The sequence below is a fragment of the Roseateles sp. P2_H4 genome (assembly GCF_056403315.1).
Map to the genome: position 1 here is coordinate 106205 of NZ_JBFUFR010000022.1, position 16705 is coordinate 122909.

The window sequence follows — 16705 nt, forward strand, 5'->3', positions numbered from 1 at the left end:
ACTCCTGAAGGGTTTGCATTACCTATCGCCGAATCAAGGTCGATGCAAAAGACTGGCGGCCGCTACTCACACGCTCCAGAGTTCGCGGCGATCGCAATGCCAGCCGGGCCAAATAAATTCCGATCGAAATGCGTGTTAACAGACCGCATCGCTTATCTGCCCGCGTCTTTTCTATATAAGCTCCAACGCCCTCATCGTAAAAATCCTCAAGCCGGCGATAGGCCTCCTCCGACCGTCCGTGATTGTGACCAACCACGATATCTGGCGAATATTTTCCTTGCCAACCCGCGAGCAGGAAACGCATGGCCAGCTCCAGATCCTCACCGGCAAATCGCGCTCCCGCACCGAACATGGGATCGAATCCGCCCACCTCATTGCGCAGCGGTCCCAGCCGAAAGGCCATGTTCGACCCTTGAACGAAGCCCGGCTTAAGAAACCAAGGTGATCGAAATGTTATCGGTTTTGAGTTATAGAAGTAACAGCACAGATGATCCAGCGGATTGAAAAGGTTGATCCGCCCTGCAACGAAGCCCAAGCTGTGATCCTCGAACTCCTTGTCGAGCGCCGCCAACGCGTCCGGCGCGACTACACAATCATCATCTGTAAAAAACAATATTTCGCCACGAGCCACCGCGATTGCCGCGTTTCTACCGTGCCCGTTGCCCGGTTTGGATTCGTAAATGACTTGGCTAGGAACCGGTATCACTTCCAACACCCGGCGCGCGGCGTCGGAAGTATCATCGGTGGAACCGTTGTCCACCACCAGAATTTCCCAAGGCTTATCAAATGTGCACGTGCCCACCGCTTCAAGCGCTTGACACAACGCCTTGCTTCTATTCTTGCTGCAAATGATGACGGAAATACGTGTCATCAGACAAACCTTCCACGGATAACAGCCAATGAACGCAGCGCATTAGATTTATTCAAAGCATATGAAGCTGAGGAATAGATCAGCACGTAGAAAATCGCAGACGTTGCCACAAATACCATGCCGGAAAGCGCCATGCTGCTACAAATCAACCACACCAATGCACCAGAACTCGCAGCAATAGCAAACGTTCGCACAACGCTCCGGAAATAGTCAGCGTATCGAATTTCCAGAAGTTTGCAGATCAACGCAACTGAATAGCCCCAAACAAAATAGGTCTTGACCACGACCGCAACCGCCAATGCCAACGCACTGACACCGGAGAAGAAGAAGACGGCCGCAATATTACCTACTGCCTGCAAACTCAGATATCTTGTCCAGATACCAGCCCGTCCCATGCCGCGAATAAGCGCGGCCTGAACGACACCAAGCGCCTGAATCACACCCAACACAAGAAAAACCCGATAGATCGGGACTGACCCCAGCCATTTCTCGCCGAAGACGCCCTCAACCAGTGGATCTGCGCAGAGAAACAGAAATGTCAACAGCGGCAGGACGAAGAATGCAGAACAGCCAATCCAACCCAGGAACCGCCCTCTGAGCACTTGCAAGTCCCCACCGGCACGGGCAAATACTGGCAGGCAAACCATTCCCAAACCGCCGCCAACTGTTTCAAATATTATGTCGTTCAGCCGCTTGCCGAAGCCATAGACGCCGATCTGCGCGCTTTGCATGCGCGCAGATACAAAAAGCCTGTCCAAACTTCCATTGACGTAATCGATGAGCTGCCATGAGACGACGCTCGCTGACTTTGGAAGGAGCTCTCGTATGAAATCCCGATCGATTCGGGCCGTCCAGAACCACTGAAATTTCGCAAAATGTAGAGCAATGCAGGATTGCACGAACTGGGCGACAGCTTGCCCGATCGCGAGACCAACGATTCCGATACCGGCTTTTACCGTGATCAACACGACGAAAATCAAGACTAACGAACCGATCATCGAGCTGACCGCCTGCAGTCTCAAATTCAGGGTCCGAGCCTTTCCCGCCAACGGCACAGCGACAACACCGTCAAGGAATATGCGCGATGACAGAAGGCAAACAATTGTCAATATCGCCGGCGAGCCCCCGCTATAGGAAAACCAAGCCCAAGCGCCAAGGCAGGTAAGTCCTGTGACCGCAAGTGACCAAAGAACGGAGATCTTTGCTGCCGAAGCGAGCTGCAACGTATTGACGTCGGCGCTCTGCACCACTGGCTCTCTGAAGATCGCCAAGCCGAAGCATTGCGCAACGCCCACGATTGCCAAGCCAACGACGTAGTCTGAATAGGCTGCGGGGCCAACTGCCCTGGCGACCAAGAAGAACGAGAAAAGTGCGGCGAATGCCTGTACTCCAAACTGCCCCAAAGCCCAGAAGAAAGCCCATCGGCCGTGAGCGCGACCGCCGTCATTCATGGCTTAACCAACGCTCGTCAATTCAGGGTAGTCAGCCTTGATTCTTTCAACTTCGATAAGCATCCTCTCGTGCGACAGCGCAATCGCTGCGTCGGAACTCAACTGCGGAGCAATTCGCGCCACGCGCTGAAGTTGCTCCGCCGTCTTGACAACGAAGGAGTCATGCCGGACGGAATTCAAAAACTTGCCATGGAACTGGAGCTTGCTCGAAACGAAGCCCCGCTGCCCCAGTTTCGAAATCAAATATTCAAGAAATGAAGATGGCTTAATAGGCTGGAACTTAATCGTCAGGTCCAATGCGGACGCCCAGTCCTCCCACTTCGCGCGATGTGCGGCATGAATGGGCTGAGCTGCAATCCATGGCACTCGAAGGGCATCTGAGACGATGGCGCCGTGCATTGCCTCGGTGATCACAACTTCGCTGGCTAGAATCTCGTCGAGAACGAAATCAACTTCGCCGCATGGATCGATGTAGTTGATGCCTACGAGCTGGCAGGCGTCCTTCCAAAGGCCAATTTCCGCACTTTCCCAGTGCGGCATATAGGAAAACTTGTAACGCTTGCTCGGGGACGAGAAGTCAACCAAGGAGCGAAGCAGAATGGCCGAGTCGCCCACCCCCAGATTCGCGTCCATCCCGAGCGCCTTCGCAGTGTGCTTACCGCGAAGAAATCGGACATCCCACTTCGAATCTATGACCGGCGGCGCGGTATATCCACCATACCCCGACCCAAAGACAATTTTCCGAGCTCTCTCAGGGTGGCTGGAAAAAAGAATCGAACCGATGCCGAGAAAAAGCTTCTCCTGGCTCTCGTCAAACACATTGCCGAAGATCTTCGGCCAAAGCCACCAATTCAGCTCATCGCCGAAATTCGGCCGCACACCTCGATAAAAGTACAGCTTCAAGTGCGACCTCTTACTTGATTTCCGTGATCATGTTTCTGTAACCTGCGGCATACCGTTCACGGATGATTGATCGCATTTCATCGATCGGTGAAGTCGCTGTGAGTTGGCGCGCCGGCTTGATCAACCAGGGGTCGCACCAGGATCGGACCAACTTCAGCGAATACTTGCCAAGCTGAAGCCGTCGCTCCAGGTGGGCTTCCGACACGCCCAGCCAGTAGGCATAGTCGACGATGTATTCCTTGCGCAGCTTGTTGGCAATCTTGTGAAACACGACGGCTTGCGGCGTGTACCAGACGACCCCACCCGCCGCACGAATGCGATTGAAAAGGTCGACCTCCTCACCGCCGAGCAGCTTGCTGCCCTTGCGCCCCAAGGCGGGATCGAAGGCGCCGACCTGTCGCACGCAGCTGGCGCGCAGCGCAAAGTTGGCGCCCATCACTTTGTCGGTCTCGCGCTCGCTGTCGAAAGGATCGAACACGCTCACGAGGTAGCCATACTCGCGCGGCAGCCAATCGGGCAGCTCACTGGCACCGTAAGCCAGCACCTTGCCGCCGACAACCGCCACCTGCCCATTGCGGAACGGCGCCAGCAGCGCCGGCAGCCAGCCGTCGTCCAACTCGACGTCGTCGTCCAGGAAAACCACCACCTCCCCTGAGGCTGCGTCCAGACCGGCATTGCGGGCGTGCGACAGGCCCTGTTGCGTCTCGCGCCGGTGCACGCATTGCGGAAAGCGCGCCTGCCATTCGGTCATGACCTCCGGCGTGCGATCGGGCGAGTTGTTGTCGATCAGCACCAGTTGCACGAGCTCCAGGGCGCCGAGCTTCTGGAGGTGTGCGTGCAGGCTGACCAGCGTCTCGACCAGCATGTCGGCGCGGTTATATGACGCGATGACGATGCTGCAGGATGGCAGCCCTTCAATGGTCACGGACGCCATCAACGTGCTCCCGCCCATGCCCCCGGGCGCTGGGATGCGGGCGCAACAGTCTCACGCCGACGCTCCACGCGCGAATAGACATCGCGGTCAATGGCGAACAGCAAAACGCCAATCAGGATCATGAAGAATAGGAAGTAGTAGCTGATGAGGAGGTTGCCGATCACCGTGGCGAACACGATGCTGCGGTAGATAGCGAAGCGCTTATCGCCGTACTCCAGCGATGCACGCAGCAGCGCGAAATACAGGCTGAGTTGCACCAGGAAGTAGGCGGCCAGCGTGAAGGGGCCGGATTCGACGAGGATCTCGAGGACGTTGGAGTGACCGGCAAGCCCGTTGATGCGCAGGGCGACCCAGGGCTGCACATAGTTCACGGGCAGGAGATTGCCCTTGTCCATCGTGACGAAGTTGCCCGGACCAACGCCCAACCAGGGATGCTGGAAATAGATCTTCAGGCCCGAATACCAGGCGAGGATGCGTGAGAAGCCGCTTTCGTTGCTCGTATCCACGACGTTGACGTGGGCGACGATCTGCTCGAATCCGAAATAGGCATAGGCGACCAACAGCAGCGGCACCACGACCATGAAAGGCAATTCGACGGCGAGGATCAGCGCGCGCCGCCCCTTGGCCAGCCGATAAAGCACGTGGCTGCCCCAGGCGGCAAGCAGCATGAGCACGCCACCGCGCGAGCCCGACAGCACCAGCGCGATGAGAAGGAGAGCCGCAATGGCCAGACGCTTGCCACGGCTGGCAATGCCGGTAAGCGGCTCGCCGCCGGCCAAGGCTAGCCAGAGCGGGAAGAGCAGGAAATAAGCGAGGAAGTTGCCGTCCGGATACAGCGAGTTGATACGCGTGTACGGTATAGGGCCCAGGAAGCGCACTTCGCGGCTGACCTGAAAGATGCCCGACGCCTCCTGGAGGAAGCCAAAAAGCGCGACAGTGAGCCCGCTGTAGACGATGCATTTGCCCACCTTGCGCATCAGCATTTCGGGTGGGTACTTCGCGGAATTGACGCTCAGGTAGAGATACACCACCAGCGGCATCAGATAGATGCTGGTCGTGTTGAGTGCACGCTTGCCGGAGTACTCAAGATCGCTGCTGGCTGTCACGCTCAGTGCAGTTAGCAAGATCAGCGCCACGACGGCGGCTGCGAATCGCTTGGCGCTGGGGCCGACCTTCCACGGCTGCGAAGCCATACCGCAATAGCCGACGTAGGTGACGTAGGCGAGGACCAACAGGAACAGCCGGGTCGGCGAAAGATAGAAGGCCCCGAGGTCGATGAGCCGCTCGAACAGCTCGGTGAGACTGCTGAGAACCAAGCCGAAAAAGATCATGAAGGGATACCCATAGGGCGCCCGACGAGGTACTGGCGTGCCGCCGGTTTCACCGCGCCCAACATGGCCTGCACGAACGCTTGCTGGAGTTCGTACTGCGCGCTGGTGTCATCGCCTAGCGTCGAAACCCGGACCAGCAGCCCGTCCGGGATGCTGCCCGCCAGCCCGTATCTGACGCGGGCGATGCCCTGCTCGAGATTGCCGCGCACCAGTTCGTCACCCATTCGCACCCAATAGGTGATGGGCTCGATGCGGCCACTGCGGGAAGCGACGAGCTGCATGGCCGGCACTTCGCCGAAGGAGGACTTCAGGTTGACCTTGGCGGCATCCTTCACCTGGAAGCCCTGGGCGGCATAGCAGACTTCGGGGCGATGCACTTGGAGCTCGCGGCTCTGATCACCCCCGTACGCCAAGGCCAGCATCACGCGTTGGCCCGAAGCGTTCACGTACGTGCGCGTCAGCGTCTGCGAATACAGGCTGGCAAGGGAGGCGGTGGTGGTTGGGTCAGGCGTCAGCGGCAGGATCGTTTCATCGATACGCCAGCCCGCGAACTCGCGCGGAATCAGCGTTTCCAGCGAAACATCGGCGTACCGCGCTGCCATGCGCTGCGTCGGCGCGAGGGCCTTGGAAGCGACCGCGCTGCCGAGCATCAAGGCTGTAGCAATGATGGCAACGGTCAGGCGTGACTTGGGTGTCTGCAGGCTCACGACTCACCTCAGGCGGGATTGGACGGTGGCCCGCGCACCAGCGAGACGCGAATGAGGCTGTCCAGGCTGATGATCAGGATCAGCGCGGCCAGGAAGAGCACCATGCCGGCGAAGCCGTGCAGGAAGCCCTGACCTGCGGCATCGCCGAAGTGGTACGTGATCAAGGTGAGGATGATCACGCGAATGACGTTGGCAGTGAAACTGATCGGCACGATCAGGATGGCGAGCGCCACATTGCGCAAGGTGGAGGAGTGGCGCACCAGGTTCAGGTACAGCAGCCCCAGGGCCTCCAGCGTGAACAGCGTGTGTAGGCCGGCACAGGCATCGGCAACCAGCAACTGGTAGGGGCCGATCTGCAGGATGACGCCCGACCGTGAGATCGGATAGCCGAACCAGTACAGAAAGTGCTCGGCGACCACGGACACGCCGAGCTTCATGGGTTGGGTCAGGGCGTCCACGACGACGCCGGGCAGCGGTACGAGGAACACCATGAAGAGCAGCGGGAACCACATGGCGCCCAGTTGCTTCGGGCCGCGCATCAGCAGCACCAGGCCGGCCAGCAGCGGAATGACTGACCCCACCTCCAGCATGAGCACGTCCATCGCGCCCCCGATGGCATGCGCGAGAGCGCCAAGGATGATCAGCGGCCAAGCAAACAGCGGCGATGGCGCACTCGCCGACGTCTCGTTCACCAAAGCGCGCGCGCGCCAGATCAGCCAGACGGCGATGGCCAGGACGATAGGGCCGTGCCCCTGTTCGTCGGAACTCCAAACCGTGCGCAAAAGCCCCACGACGGTGGGCAAGTACATGGCCAGGACGCCGAAGCCGAGCAGCAGCCACGCTCGGTTGACGGGCAGCCACAGCGCTCGCGCAGCACCTGCCAGGTCAGCCGACCAACTCGCGCCGCCACGGATTTCCATGGAAGTCACTGGTGGTCGTTGATGACGGCGCCAACCATGACGGTGTCAGCAACGTCGGCCAGCATGCCGGCCAGGGCCTTCATGCGCGAGTTGTTGCGCCGCGCGACCATCAGCGCTGCACCGCATCGCGCTGCGATCACGGCCGCGTCACTGCCAAGTTGCACCGCCGGGGTGTCGACGACGACATAGTCGAACTTCGAGACCAGCTCCCGGATCAGCAGGCCGAACGCCGGGCGCTCCACCAGTTCGACCGGGTTGGGCGGCGTCGCGCCGACAGGCAGAACGAATAGGCTGGGCACGCTCTGGATCTGCCGGATGACCTGGGACTCCGCCCGGCCGCTAAGGATGCCGGACAGGCCCACCTTGTTCTCGAGGCCGAACACCTGATGAAGGCGGGGACTGCGCAGATCAGCATCCACCAGCAGCGTGCGGCCGCCCAGCTGTGCCAGGGCGACGGCGAGATTTGCCGCGAAGAAGGTTTTGCCGTCGCCGACGTCCGGGCTCACCACCGCAATTGCCCGACGCGGCTGAGACTCGTTGAAGAGCCGCATCATCAACTGGCTGCGGATTGCCCGGAAACTTTCGGCCTGGACGCCAAACGGTTGGTTGAGAGCCACCAATTCCGGGTTCAGCTTGCCTTCCTCACCCAACGCATAGGGGTAATGGAACTGCTGGGCAAGCGCGAACATCACGTCGTCGGCGCTGGCAAAGCCCAGCGCGATCGCGGCCTCACCGAAACGGACGCCTTGCGTGCGCTGGTGGTTGAGGATGCGCTCGACCTGGTCGGCTGAGAGGTTGCGGGTTTCGGCAATGATGGCGCCGATCGACCGATCAGCTAGGGTCTGCTCGCCGAGGAGGGGGGCACTGGTTGTCACGGAGCTGTCCTGTCTCGTTCGGTCAAGAATGCGTCGGCTTGCTGGCGGCGCTCAGCGCAGGCATTCCGCCCATCGCCAGACGCCCCGACACGAAGCGCTTGGCATTCGGATTCGGAAGAACGCCCAGCACAGGCAGGCCGAAGGCGTTGACGAGGTCCTCCGACGAACGCGCTCGGCGATCGAATTTCTCCAGCGTCATCACCACGGCCACCGCGAAGAGCAGGCCGAAGAACACCGACGCGACCATGTTGCGCAGAATCTTGGGAGACGATGGCTCGGAGGGCGGCTGAGCCACCGTCAGGCTGTTGGCGTAGCTCTGTGTGCTCTGCGCCTCCAGGGCGATCTGATTCAGGCGCTGCGTCAAGAGGTCATAGGTCCGCTGCGAGTTGTCGACCTCACGCTGGAGCAGCATGCCTTCGTCGCGCACGGCCTTCAGCTGAAGCACCTTGGCGCGCTGGGCTTCGAGCGAGCTGCGCATCTGGGCTTCGCGTCCCTGATTGATGGAGTTGTTGACCCCCACGCCCGACGTGACCTTCTTGGTCTCGGCGTCGATGCGGCTGCGAAGTTCGCCGATGTTGGCCTTGGCCTCCACGACCTGCGGATGGGCATCGCCAAACTTGGAGGAGAGTTCCTTCAGCCGCGCTTCGTTGCGGCTGAGGTCCGCCTTCAGGCCGCTGATGAGCGGATTGTTCAGGACCTCAGCGAGTTGGTCGCTGCGGGCGCCCGTCGCCTGACCCTGCCGGCTGTTGCTCTCCGCGGAAATGGCCTGGATCTGCGTCAGCTGGCTGCTCAGCTCATTCAGGCGGGCGTTCTCCACGTCAAGCCGTTCGTCCGTGGCGATGATGCCCTTCTCCTGCTGGTAGGCAGACAGCTTGGCCTGCGCCTTCTCCAGCAAGTCCCGTGCTTCCTTGGTTTGGGTGTCGAAGAAGCGCCGGAAGTTCTGCGCCGGATCGGCCCGCAGCTCAAGCGTGGTGGCGATGTAGGCCTGAATGAAGGCGTTAGCCAGCGTCGCGGAGAAACGCGGATCGGCGCTCTTGTATGAAACAGTGATCACGTTGCTCTCGCGGCTGGGCTTTACGTCAAGGCCCAGTTGGAAAAGCTCGATCAAGTATTGCTCGATGGTGCTGTCCCCACCTTCCCGCTTCCATTGATCGCGCAGGACCGGAACCTCCGTGAGTTTCAGGTCACGGATCACGCGCAAGGCGACACGGTCACTGGTCATGATGTCGATCTGCGTCGCTACGAAGTTCGGCAGACCTGTGGTCGCGCTGCTCAGCGCGGACACCGGGTCAGGCTTGGCATCGATCACGACACTGGCTTCGGCCTTGTATTTCTTGGGCAGCAGCAGACTCAAGGCAAGGGCAGCCAGCACAACGACCCCGAAGGCGATGAACGCAGCCTTCTTGCGGGCGCGCAGGATCGCGAGGAATTGAGTGAACGACATGTTCAGAACCTTTAGTGAGCCGAAATCAGAACAGGCTTTCTTTCACGTAGACCACATCGCCATCCTTGACGTTGTCGTCCATCGCCGGCTGCAGGATCTGCACCTTGCCGTCGGCGGTCTTGCGGTGCACGCGGATGCCGCGCTCAGTACCGCGCTGGTTCAAGCCACCACCGGTAGCGAGCACCTGCATCAGGGTCATGCCTCGCTCCAGGCGCATGGGGCCAGGGCGCTGCACCTCACCATAGATGTAGACCAAGGGCGAGCGGTCGACCCACAGAACGTCGCCGTTCTGGATCAAGACGTCGTTGGTGCGGACCTGGTCCGAACTGGGGCCAAATACCGTCGGCAGATCGATGTCAAGGCGGAAGGGCTTGCCATTGCGCACACCCGTCAGCACGACGATGTCGCCGCCAGTGCCGGCCACACCACCGGCGGTGGCCAACAGGTCCGTCATGCGCATATCAGCCGTCTCGATGGGGTAGCGCCCCGGGCGATTCACCTGGCCGAGCACGCTGGCCTGGTTACCCTTGACCTGCAACAGCGTCAACGTGACCTGGGGCTGCTTCACGAAGTTACCGCTCTTCAAGCCGTCGGCAATCAGCTTTTCGGCAGCGCCGACGCCAAGGCCTCCGATGCGGATGTTGCCAAGCAATGGGAAGCTGACGAAGCCGGTCTCGGAGACACGCGTCTCAAGAGTAAGGTCAGGGTTCTGAAAGACCACAATCCGGATGACGTCACCCGATCCCAGACGATATTCCGCTGCGACACCAGCGGGAGCGGCGGCGGCCCCCGTCTGGGCGCCGGCAGACAAAGCGCCGAAGCCGATGGCGGCGGCAAGAAGCAATTGATGGATACGCATCATTTCAGACCCATGCCCTTGGAAATGGAAGCGGAGTCGAGACCGCTGGCAGGCGTAGCAGAAGGCGGCGGCACCTCTGACGCAGCGGGCAGCACCGGCGTCACGCCTCCAGCCGCCGACGCAGCCTGCGCGAACTTGCCCACGTATTCGATCTTGGAACTGTCACGCAGCGCCTTGAGGTCCTTCTGCACGGCCTCGCCCTTGCGCTGGTTCAGCAGGAAGGCTTCGATGGCGGGACGGGCGCGGGTCTCGTCGACGGGTTGGCTGCGCGAGCCGACCAGGAACAGGACCGTCATCCCGTTGGGGCTGGGGCTGACCATGGAGTCGCCGTCCTTCATCCTGGCGATGGCGTCCAGGCTGGCCAGCGGCAGCTGCTCGGCGGCGCGCACGGCCTGGTTGCCGTTGAAGCGGATGTCTGAGGCCTTCAGGTATTCGGCAAACTCGTTCAGGTTCTTGGCCGCCGACAGCTTGGCCCGGATGGCGTCGAACTGCTCCGGCTTGGCTTCGATCTGCAGTTCCTGCAGGCTGTAGATGCGACGGTCCTTGAACAGGGCCGGCTTCTCGTTGTAGTACTTGGCGATCTCTTCGTTGGTGGGCTTGGCGACGGACTCTCCGACGCGCTCTGCATAGGCCCTGGCGATGATCTCGCGCTTGGCGGCTTCCATCTGCTGCACGACGCGCGGGTCGCGGTCGAGCTTTTGCTCCTGCGCCTTCTGCACGGCCAGTTCCTGGTCGACCAGGCGCTCCAGCACCTGGCGGCTGGCGGCTTCGGCCTGCTCCGGCTTGAGGCCCGGCTGGCGCTGCAGCACGAAATTGATCTGGTGGACGGTGATCTCTTCCTTGTTGACCTTGGCCGCCGTCTGCGAAGCCTTGTCACCCTTGTCACCGCCGCAGGCCGTCAGCAATACCGCAGCGGCGACGACCGCCAGCAGCAGCGGGGCACGGTGCTTGTTCTGTTGGATTGCCATCTGATGAAGGTCCTTGTTATGCAGAGAAAGGGCACCTGCCCCAGGGAGCGAACGAGTGTAGCGGCGCGATATGACGCTGCTGGGGCCAGCACGAAGCCAGAACTGGGTTCGCGGGCAGCCAGCGGTTAGAGCATTTGCAAGCGGGAAGTTCCCAGATCCCCCACGTTCTTGGGGGATGGTCGCGCGCAGTTGAGGATGACGCCTCCCGGCGTCGTTTGGTACCGGTGTTCGGGCCGAGCGCCGGGCCGCTCCCCAGCCAGCCCGCCTTGGCGATGTGCTTGCCGGCCGATCCGGCAAGCATCGCCGTCCCCTATGGGGCTGAGGCCGGACATGGCGAGTCCAGTGGGCTCGCCGTGCCTGCCGCAGCGCGGTCTGCAAGACCGACCGGGCTGGCCCGCGTTCAGCGCGGCCGGACTGGGCGAGGGGTCAACACTTGATCCCAGCGTGCAGGGCGACGATGCCGGCGCTGAGGTTGTGGACGTCCACATGGCCAAAGCCGGCCGTCTTCATCATGGCCTTCAGCGTCGCCTGGTCGGGATGCATGCGGATGGACTCGGCCAGGTATTTGTAGCTCTCGGCGTCGCCAGCGAACAGCGAGCCCAGCTTGGGCAGGATGTTGAAGGAGTACCAGTCGTAGGGCTTCTTCAGCGGCTCGGCGATGCGCGAGAACTCCAGCACCAGCAGCCGGCCGCCCGGCTTGAGCACGCGGCACATCTCGACCAGGGCGAGGTCCTTGTGCGTCATGTTGCGCAGGCCGAAGGCGACGCTGACGAGGTCGAAGCTCTCGCTCTTGAAGGGCAGCTTCTCGGCGTCGGCCAGGCTGGTGGGCAGGATCAGGCCCTCGTCCAGCAAGCGGTCGCGGCCCTGGCGCAGCATGGCTTCGTTGATGTCGGTGTGCACGACGACGCCGGTCTCCCCGACCTTACGGGCAAATGCGCGCGACAGGTCGCCCGTGCCGCCGGCAATGTCCAGCACCCGCTCGCCGGCCTTCAGGTTGGCGACCTGCAGGGTGTAGGCCTTCCAGGCCCGGTGCAGGCCGGCCGACATGAGGTCGTTCATCAGGTCGTACTTGGATGCGACGGAGTCGAAGACACCGCGGACCTTGGTCGCCTTCTCGTTCTCGTCGACCGTGCTGAAACCGAAATGCGTCTGCGTCATGGAATTCAATGTGAGTGGCAGCTGCCGCCGCCCTTGACGGGCATGGCGTCGTCGCGGCCCTTGCCGGCGGCGGCAAGGCGGGCTTCGTAGTCGCGCCACAGCGCGTCCTGCTGGCTGCCGAGCTTGTAGAGGTAATCCCAGGTGAACAACCCGCTGGCGTGGCCGTCCGAGAACTCGGGCCGCACGGCGTAGTGGCCCACCGGCTCCATGCCGGAGATGCCCACTTTGCGCTTGCCGGTCTGCAGCACTTCCTGCCCCGGGCCATGGCCCATGACTTCGGCCGAGGGGCTGTAGACCCGCATCAGCTCGAAGGGGATGCGGAAACGCGCGCCGTCGTCGAAGGCGATCTCCAGCACGCGGGAGTGCTGGTGGACGGTGAGTTCTGTCGGGGCGGCCATGGGTGGGCAGTTTAGAAGCTCTGGTAGGCCGGCAGTTGGCCGTCCTTGGGGCGCACCAGGGTAAAGCGCGCGGCCAGGCGGGACTGCACGCTGATGGGCAGCGGCGCAAAGCCCGTGCCGCGCGTCAGGTCGTCGCCATGCATGAAGCACCAGTAGAGGAACTTCAGCGCGCCCTGGGCCTTGGCGGCGGCGGCAGGTTCGGCATCGACCAGCACGAAGCTGGTCAGCGTGATCGGCCAGGCGTCGTTGCCCGGGCGGTCCAGCAGCGTCGCCAGGTCGTCGCCCTGGCGGTGCATGTCGCTCTCCAGCACGGCCGCGCTGAAGCCGCGCTCCGAGGGCGCGACGAAGCGGCCAGCGGCGTTGCGCAGCTTCACCGCCGCCAGCTTGTCGCGCAGCACGCGGTCGTAGGACACGTAGGCGATCGCGCCCGGCGTGGCACGCAGCGCCTGCACCATGCCGTCGTTGCCTTCGGCCTTCAGCGGCTCGCCCGGCCAGGCGGGAGCCTGGCTGGCGCCGACTTCGCCCTTGAACGCGGCAGACGCGCCGGCCAGATAGCGGCTGAAGCCGTCGCTGGTGCCGGACTTCTCGGCGCGCACGAGGCGCTTGATGGCCAGCGCCGGCAGGGCGACGCCCGGGTTGAGGGCCGTAATGCGGGCGTCGTTCCAGAGCTTGACGCGGCCCATGAAGATCTCGGCCAGCAGGCCACCATCGAGCTGCAAGGGCGCACCAACGCCCGGCAGGTTGACGACCGGCACCACGCCGCCGACCAGCATCGGGATCTGCACCAGATGCTGCTTGGCCAGTTCGGCCGGCGGCAGCGGGGCGTCGGTGCCGCCGAAGTCAACCTTGCGGGCGCCGATCTGCTTGATGCCGTCGCCCGAGCCCGTGCCCTTGTAGGCAACGGCAGCGCCGCCGGCCTTCTCGAAGGCGCGGGCCCAGGTCTCGTAGACCTTGGACGGGAAGGTGGCGCCCTGCCCTTGCACGGGCTGGGCGAGCGCGGCGGCGGACAGCAGCAGCGGGGCGATGAAAACCAGGGTCAGGCGCGGGAGGACGGACATGCCGGGGGACAGGGGGCTTGGTGAAAACCCGCAATCATGCCCTGTGTCTTCCGGTGTTCGCTCGGGGCGGGCGCTCTAATCTGCTGTTTCCACGGCCATTCATCGCCCCGTCATGCATCCCTTCACCCGCCACCGCCTCGCCGCTGCAGCCACCCTGCTCGGCCTGGCCGCCGCTGCGCAAGCCCTCGACCTGAGCGGCCTGTCCAAGGAGGCCAAGCCCTGCGACGACTTCTATGCCTTCGTCAACGGCAACTGGGAGGCCGCCACCGAGCTGCCAGCCAGCCGTGCGCGCATCGGCGGCTTCGAGGACCTGCGCCGGAACAACGATGCGCTGCTGGACAAGGCGCTGAAAGAGTTGGCCGACAAGCCAGCGCTGCAGACCACACCCGGCCTGAAGCTCATCGCCGCCTACTTCTCCAGCGGCATGGACGAGGCCACCATCGAGGCGCGCGGCCTCAGCTCGGTCACCCCGCTGCTGAGCCGCATCGATGCGCTGCAACGCCGTGAAGACCTTCCCACGCTGCTGGCACTGCTGAACCGAAGCGGCATCGAAGCGCCGCTCGGCTTCAGCGTGCAACCCGATCGCAAGGACACGCGCCGCAACGTGCTGGGCCTGTCGCAGTCGCAGGCGAGCCTCGGGCTGCCGGACCGTGACGACTACTTCCGCAGCGACGAGCGCACGAAGAAGATCGGCGCGGCATACCGTGATTTCGCAAAGGCGTTGCTGGCTGCCGCCAACCGCCCTGCCACCGATGCGGAGCTGGACGCCCTGCTGGCCTTCGAGACCCAGCTTGCCGAGGCGATGCGCGAGCGCGCCAAACTGCGCGACCCGAACGCCAACTACAACGCGATGAGCCCTGCCGAGCTGGCGACGGCCGCGCCCGGCTTCGACTGGAGCGGCTACCTGGCCGTCTTGACCGCGGGGGCCAAGCTGCCGCAGCGCTTCATCGTGGGCCAGCCTGAAGTTGCGGCTCGCGTGGCCAAGCTGGCCGCCGACGCGCCGCTGGAGGTGTGGCGCCGCTACCTGGCGCTGCGCGTGCTGGACACGCTGTCGCCCCGCCTGCCCAAGGCCTTCGCCAATGCCTCCTTCGAGTACCGCGGCAAGGCCATCACCGGCCTGGAGGCCCCGCCGCCGCGCAGCGAGGACGTCATCCTGAGGATTGGCGGCCGCACCGGTGGCGAGCCACTAGGTCCGGCGCTGGGCGAGCTGTTCGTCGCGCGGGCCTTCTCGCCGGAGGCCCAGAAGCGCGCCGTGCAATTGGTAGACGACGTTCGCGCGAGCATGAAGGCGCGCATCGAGAAGCTGGACTGGATGACGCCTGGCACGAAGGCCAAGGCGCTGGAGAAGCTGGCCAACATGCAGGCCAAGATCGGCGGCCCCGAGAAGTTCCCGCAGTACGAGGGCCTGCAACTCACCAGCAATGACTACGCGGGCAACTGGATCAAGGCGGCGATGTGGAACAGCGGCCAGCAGGTCAAGGACCTGGACGCGCCGGTCGAGCGGGGCCGCTGGCGCATGGCCTCGCACATCGTGAACGCCCAGGCTGGCGGCCTCAACGAGATCACCTTCCCGGCCGGCATCCTGCAGCCGCCGTTCTTCGACGCCAAGGCCGACGACGCCAGCAACTACGGCGGCATCGGCATGGTCATCGGCCATGAGATCACGCACCACTTCGACGACAGCGGTCGCAACTTCGACGCCATCGGCTCGCTGACCGACTGGTGGACGCCGGCCGACGCGGCCGGCTACAAGGCTCGCTCCGACAAGGTGGCCGATCGCTACAGCGCGATCTCGCCGCTGCCCGGCTACAACATCAACGGCCGACTGACCCTGGGCGAGAACATCTCCGACATGTCCGGCCTGCCGATTGCCTACGAGGGCCTGCAGCGTGCGCTCAAGCGCAGCGGCGATACCGACAAGAAGATCGATGGCTACACGCCAGCGCAGCGCTTCTTCCTCAGCAACGCGCTGATCTGGCGCACCAAGGTACGCACCGAGTTCCTGATCAACCAGGTCCGCACCGACCCGCACTCGCCGGCCAAGTACCGCGTGCTGACGCCGATGAGCAACTCGGCTTACTTCGCGCAGGCATTCAGCTGCAAGGCGGGGAGTGCGATGGTGGCGAGCGATCCGATCACGGTGTGGTGAGCTGGTGGTTTGGATTGGACAGAACGGGGCTGCGGCCCCGTTTTTTGTTGGGTGGTTGGCTTTGCCAAGACCTATAGAGACTCGGTGCACTGCCGCGGGAATCCGCCCCGCGATGGCGGGTAACTATTCTCTGACGCGCCAGAAGAAAGGTACCCGGCCGCCGGGACGGACTCCCGGCAATGCATCGAACAAAAAGAACAAACGCAAACGCCACAAAGAAAAAAACGGGGCCGAAGCCCCGTTCCCATTCAACAAGCCAAACCGCTTACCACTGCAGCTTCAGCGTGTAGGTGCCCGTGCCGCTGTAGCGCAGCACCTGCACATACAGCGTGACAGCGCTCGAACCACCGTTGGCGTAGCTCGTGCTGTCCACCTGGCCGGCCGCCTTCTCGCTGGCGGCGAGCTGGGTGCCGGAGCTGTTCTTGATGTAGAGGTCGAAGTCGTTGCTGCTGCTGCCCATCGTCAGCGTCGCGGCCAGCGTCTTGCCGGCCGGCAGCGTCACCTTGAAGTAGTCGGTGTCGCTGCTGGAGCTGATCGAGCCAGCCACGATGGCGGGCGACGCCACGGTGTTGGCCGTGCCGATGGTGCCGTTGGACTCCGTCTCGTTGACCGTCGGCAGCGTCGTGCCGGTGATCGCCGTGACGGCCGCGGCCGCGTCCAGGATGCCGGCACCGCACTG

16 protein-coding genes are annotated in these 16705 nt (G+C 62.9%); 1 reads left to right on the forward strand and 15 read right to left on the reverse strand.

The window, feature by feature from the left end; translation table 11 throughout:
- Nucleotides 1-22 precede the first annotated feature (22 nt).
- The 14 genes from AC1DW3_RS17570 to pstS all read right to left on the reverse strand — a co-directional run bounded on the left by AC1DW3_RS17570 (nt 23) and on the right by pstS (nt 13877).
- On the reverse strand, nt 23-871 hold the full coding sequence (locus tag AC1DW3_RS17570) for a glycosyltransferase family 2 protein (RefSeq protein ID WP_477933213.1): 849 nt from the start codon (nt 869-871) through the stop codon (nt 23-25).
- Complete coding sequence (locus AC1DW3_RS17575) at nt 871-2322, reverse strand: oligosaccharide flippase family protein (protein ID WP_477933215.1); 1452 nt, start codon at nt 2320-2322, stop codon at nt 871-873. Before AC1DW3_RS17575 ends, AC1DW3_RS17570 begins: the two co-directional genes overlap by 1 nt.
- A 3-nt stretch (nt 2323-2325) precedes the next feature.
- On the reverse strand, nt 2326-3225 hold the full coding sequence (locus AC1DW3_RS17580; protein WP_477933217.1) for a polysaccharide pyruvyl transferase family protein: 900 nt from the start codon (nt 3223-3225) through the stop codon (nt 2326-2328).
- 10 nt (nt 3226-3235) lie between these two features.
- Complete coding sequence (locus AC1DW3_RS17585) at nt 3236-4159, reverse strand: glycosyltransferase family 2 protein (protein WP_477933219.1); 924 nt, start codon at nt 4157-4159, stop codon at nt 3236-3238.
- Entirely contained in the window at nt 4159-5490 is a 1332-nt protein-coding gene (locus AC1DW3_RS17590; protein WP_477933221.1) for an O-antigen ligase family protein, read from the reverse strand. Before AC1DW3_RS17590 ends, AC1DW3_RS17585 begins: the two co-directional genes overlap by 1 nt.
- Nucleotides 5487-6197, reverse strand: coding sequence for an exosortase-associated protein EpsI, B-type (epsI, locus tag AC1DW3_RS17595; RefSeq protein ID WP_477933223.1), 711 nt, complete (start codon nt 6195-6197; stop codon nt 5487-5489). Before epsI ends, AC1DW3_RS17590 begins: the two co-directional genes overlap by 4 nt.
- An 8-nt stretch (nt 6198-6205) precedes the next feature.
- Complete coding sequence (xrtB, locus tag AC1DW3_RS17600) at nt 6206-7117, reverse strand: exosortase B (RefSeq protein ID WP_477933225.1); 912 nt, start codon at nt 7115-7117, stop codon at nt 6206-6208.
- A 5-nt stretch (nt 7118-7122) separates the two neighbouring features.
- Nucleotides 7123-7992, reverse strand: coding sequence for a polysaccharide biosynthesis tyrosine autokinase (locus tag AC1DW3_RS17605; RefSeq protein WP_477933227.1), 870 nt, complete (start codon nt 7990-7992; stop codon nt 7123-7125).
- Nucleotides 7993-8014: 22 nt separating this feature from the next.
- Entirely contained in the window at nt 8015-9436 is a 1422-nt protein-coding gene (gene epsF, locus AC1DW3_RS17610; protein ID WP_477933229.1) for a chain length determinant protein EpsF, read from the reverse strand.
- A gap of 25 nt (nt 9437-9461) precedes the next feature.
- Nucleotides 9462-10298 (reverse strand): polysaccharide export protein EpsE, encoded by an 837-nt coding sequence (epsE, locus tag AC1DW3_RS17615; protein ID WP_477933231.1) that lies wholly within the window; start codon nt 10296-10298, stop codon nt 9462-9464.
- Nucleotides 10295-11263: an EpsD family peptidyl-prolyl cis-trans isomerase gene (locus AC1DW3_RS17620; RefSeq protein ID WP_477933233.1), complete on the reverse strand. Its 969-nt coding sequence runs from the start codon at nt 11261-11263 to the stop codon at nt 10295-10297. The genes epsE and AC1DW3_RS17620 overlap by 4 nt, the downstream gene beginning before the upstream one ends.
- Nucleotides 11264-11689: 426 nt before the next feature.
- Nucleotides 11690-12421, reverse strand: coding sequence for a bifunctional demethylmenaquinone methyltransferase/2-methoxy-6-polyprenyl-1,4-benzoquinol methylase UbiE (gene ubiE / locus AC1DW3_RS17625; protein WP_477933235.1), 732 nt, complete (start codon nt 12419-12421; stop codon nt 11690-11692).
- A 5-nt stretch (nt 12422-12426) separates the two neighbouring features.
- Nucleotides 12427-12819, reverse strand: coding sequence for a gamma-butyrobetaine hydroxylase family protein (locus AC1DW3_RS17630; protein WP_477933237.1), 393 nt, complete (start codon nt 12817-12819; stop codon nt 12427-12429).
- An 11-nt stretch (nt 12820-12830) separates the two neighbouring features.
- The gene (gene pstS / locus AC1DW3_RS17635; protein ID WP_477933239.1) at nt 12831-13877 is read right to left on the reverse strand and encodes a phosphate ABC transporter substrate-binding protein PstS; all 1047 of its coding nucleotides are present in this window, start codon (nt 13875-13877) and stop codon (nt 12831-12833) included.
- Between the two features lie 112 nt (nt 13878-13989).
- On the opposite strand from pstS, the gene AC1DW3_RS17640 reads away from it, so the two are divergent.
- A complete protein-coding gene (locus AC1DW3_RS17640) occupies nt 13990-16026 on the forward strand; it encodes a M13 family metallopeptidase (RefSeq protein WP_477933241.1) in 2037 nt (678 codons plus the stop codon).
- 265 nt (nt 16027-16291) lie between these two features.
- Here AC1DW3_RS17640 and AC1DW3_RS17645 read toward each other — a convergent pair.
- Nucleotides 16292-16705: PPC domain-containing protein (locus AC1DW3_RS17645; RefSeq protein ID WP_477933243.1), on the reverse strand; the 414-nt coding region annotated here is incomplete at its 5' end.

Excerpts from the sequence above, each read along its gene's own strand:
- pstS (WP_477933239.1), bottom strand. The coding sequence starts at position 13,877 with ATGTCCGTCCTCCCGCGCCTGACCCTGGTTTTCATCGCCCCGCTGCTG.
- AC1DW3_RS17590 (WP_477933221.1), bottom strand. The coding sequence starts at position 5,490 with ATGATCTTTTTCGGCTTGGTTCTCAGCAGTCTCACCGAGCTGTTCGAG.
- epsF (WP_477933229.1), bottom strand. The coding sequence starts at position 9,436 with ATGTCGTTCACTCAATTCCTCGCGATCCTGCGCGCCCGCAAGAAGGCT.
- AC1DW3_RS17570 (WP_477933213.1), bottom strand. The coding sequence starts at position 871 with ATGACACGTATTTCCGTCATCATTTGCAGCAAGAATAGAAGCAAGGCG.
- AC1DW3_RS17640 (WP_477933241.1), top strand. The coding sequence starts at position 13,990 with ATGCATCCCTTCACCCGCCACCGCCTCGCCGCTGCAGCCACCCTGCTC.
- AC1DW3_RS17575 (WP_477933215.1), bottom strand. The coding sequence starts at position 2,322 with ATGAATGACGGCGGTCGCGCTCACGGCCGATGGGCTTTCTTCTGGGCT.
- AC1DW3_RS17585 (WP_477933219.1), bottom strand. The coding sequence starts at position 4,159 with ATGGCGTCCGTGACCATTGAAGGGCTGCCATCCTGCAGCATCGTCATC.
- AC1DW3_RS17620 (WP_477933233.1), bottom strand. The coding sequence starts at position 11,263 with ATGGCAATCCAACAGAACAAGCACCGTGCCCCGCTGCTGCTGGCGGTC.
- xrtB (WP_477933225.1), bottom strand. The coding sequence starts at position 7,117 with ATGGAAATCCGTGGCGGCGCGAGTTGGTCGGCTGACCTGGCAGGTGCT.
- AC1DW3_RS17630 (WP_477933237.1), bottom strand. The coding sequence starts at position 12,819 with ATGGCCGCCCCGACAGAACTCACCGTCCACCAGCACTCCCGCGTGCTG.
- epsE (WP_477933231.1), bottom strand. The coding sequence starts at position 10,298 with ATGATGCGTATCCATCAATTGCTTCTTGCCGCCGCCATCGGCTTCGGC.
- ubiE (WP_477933235.1), bottom strand. The coding sequence starts at position 12,421 with ATGACGCAGACGCATTTCGGTTTCAGCACGGTCGACGAGAACGAGAAG.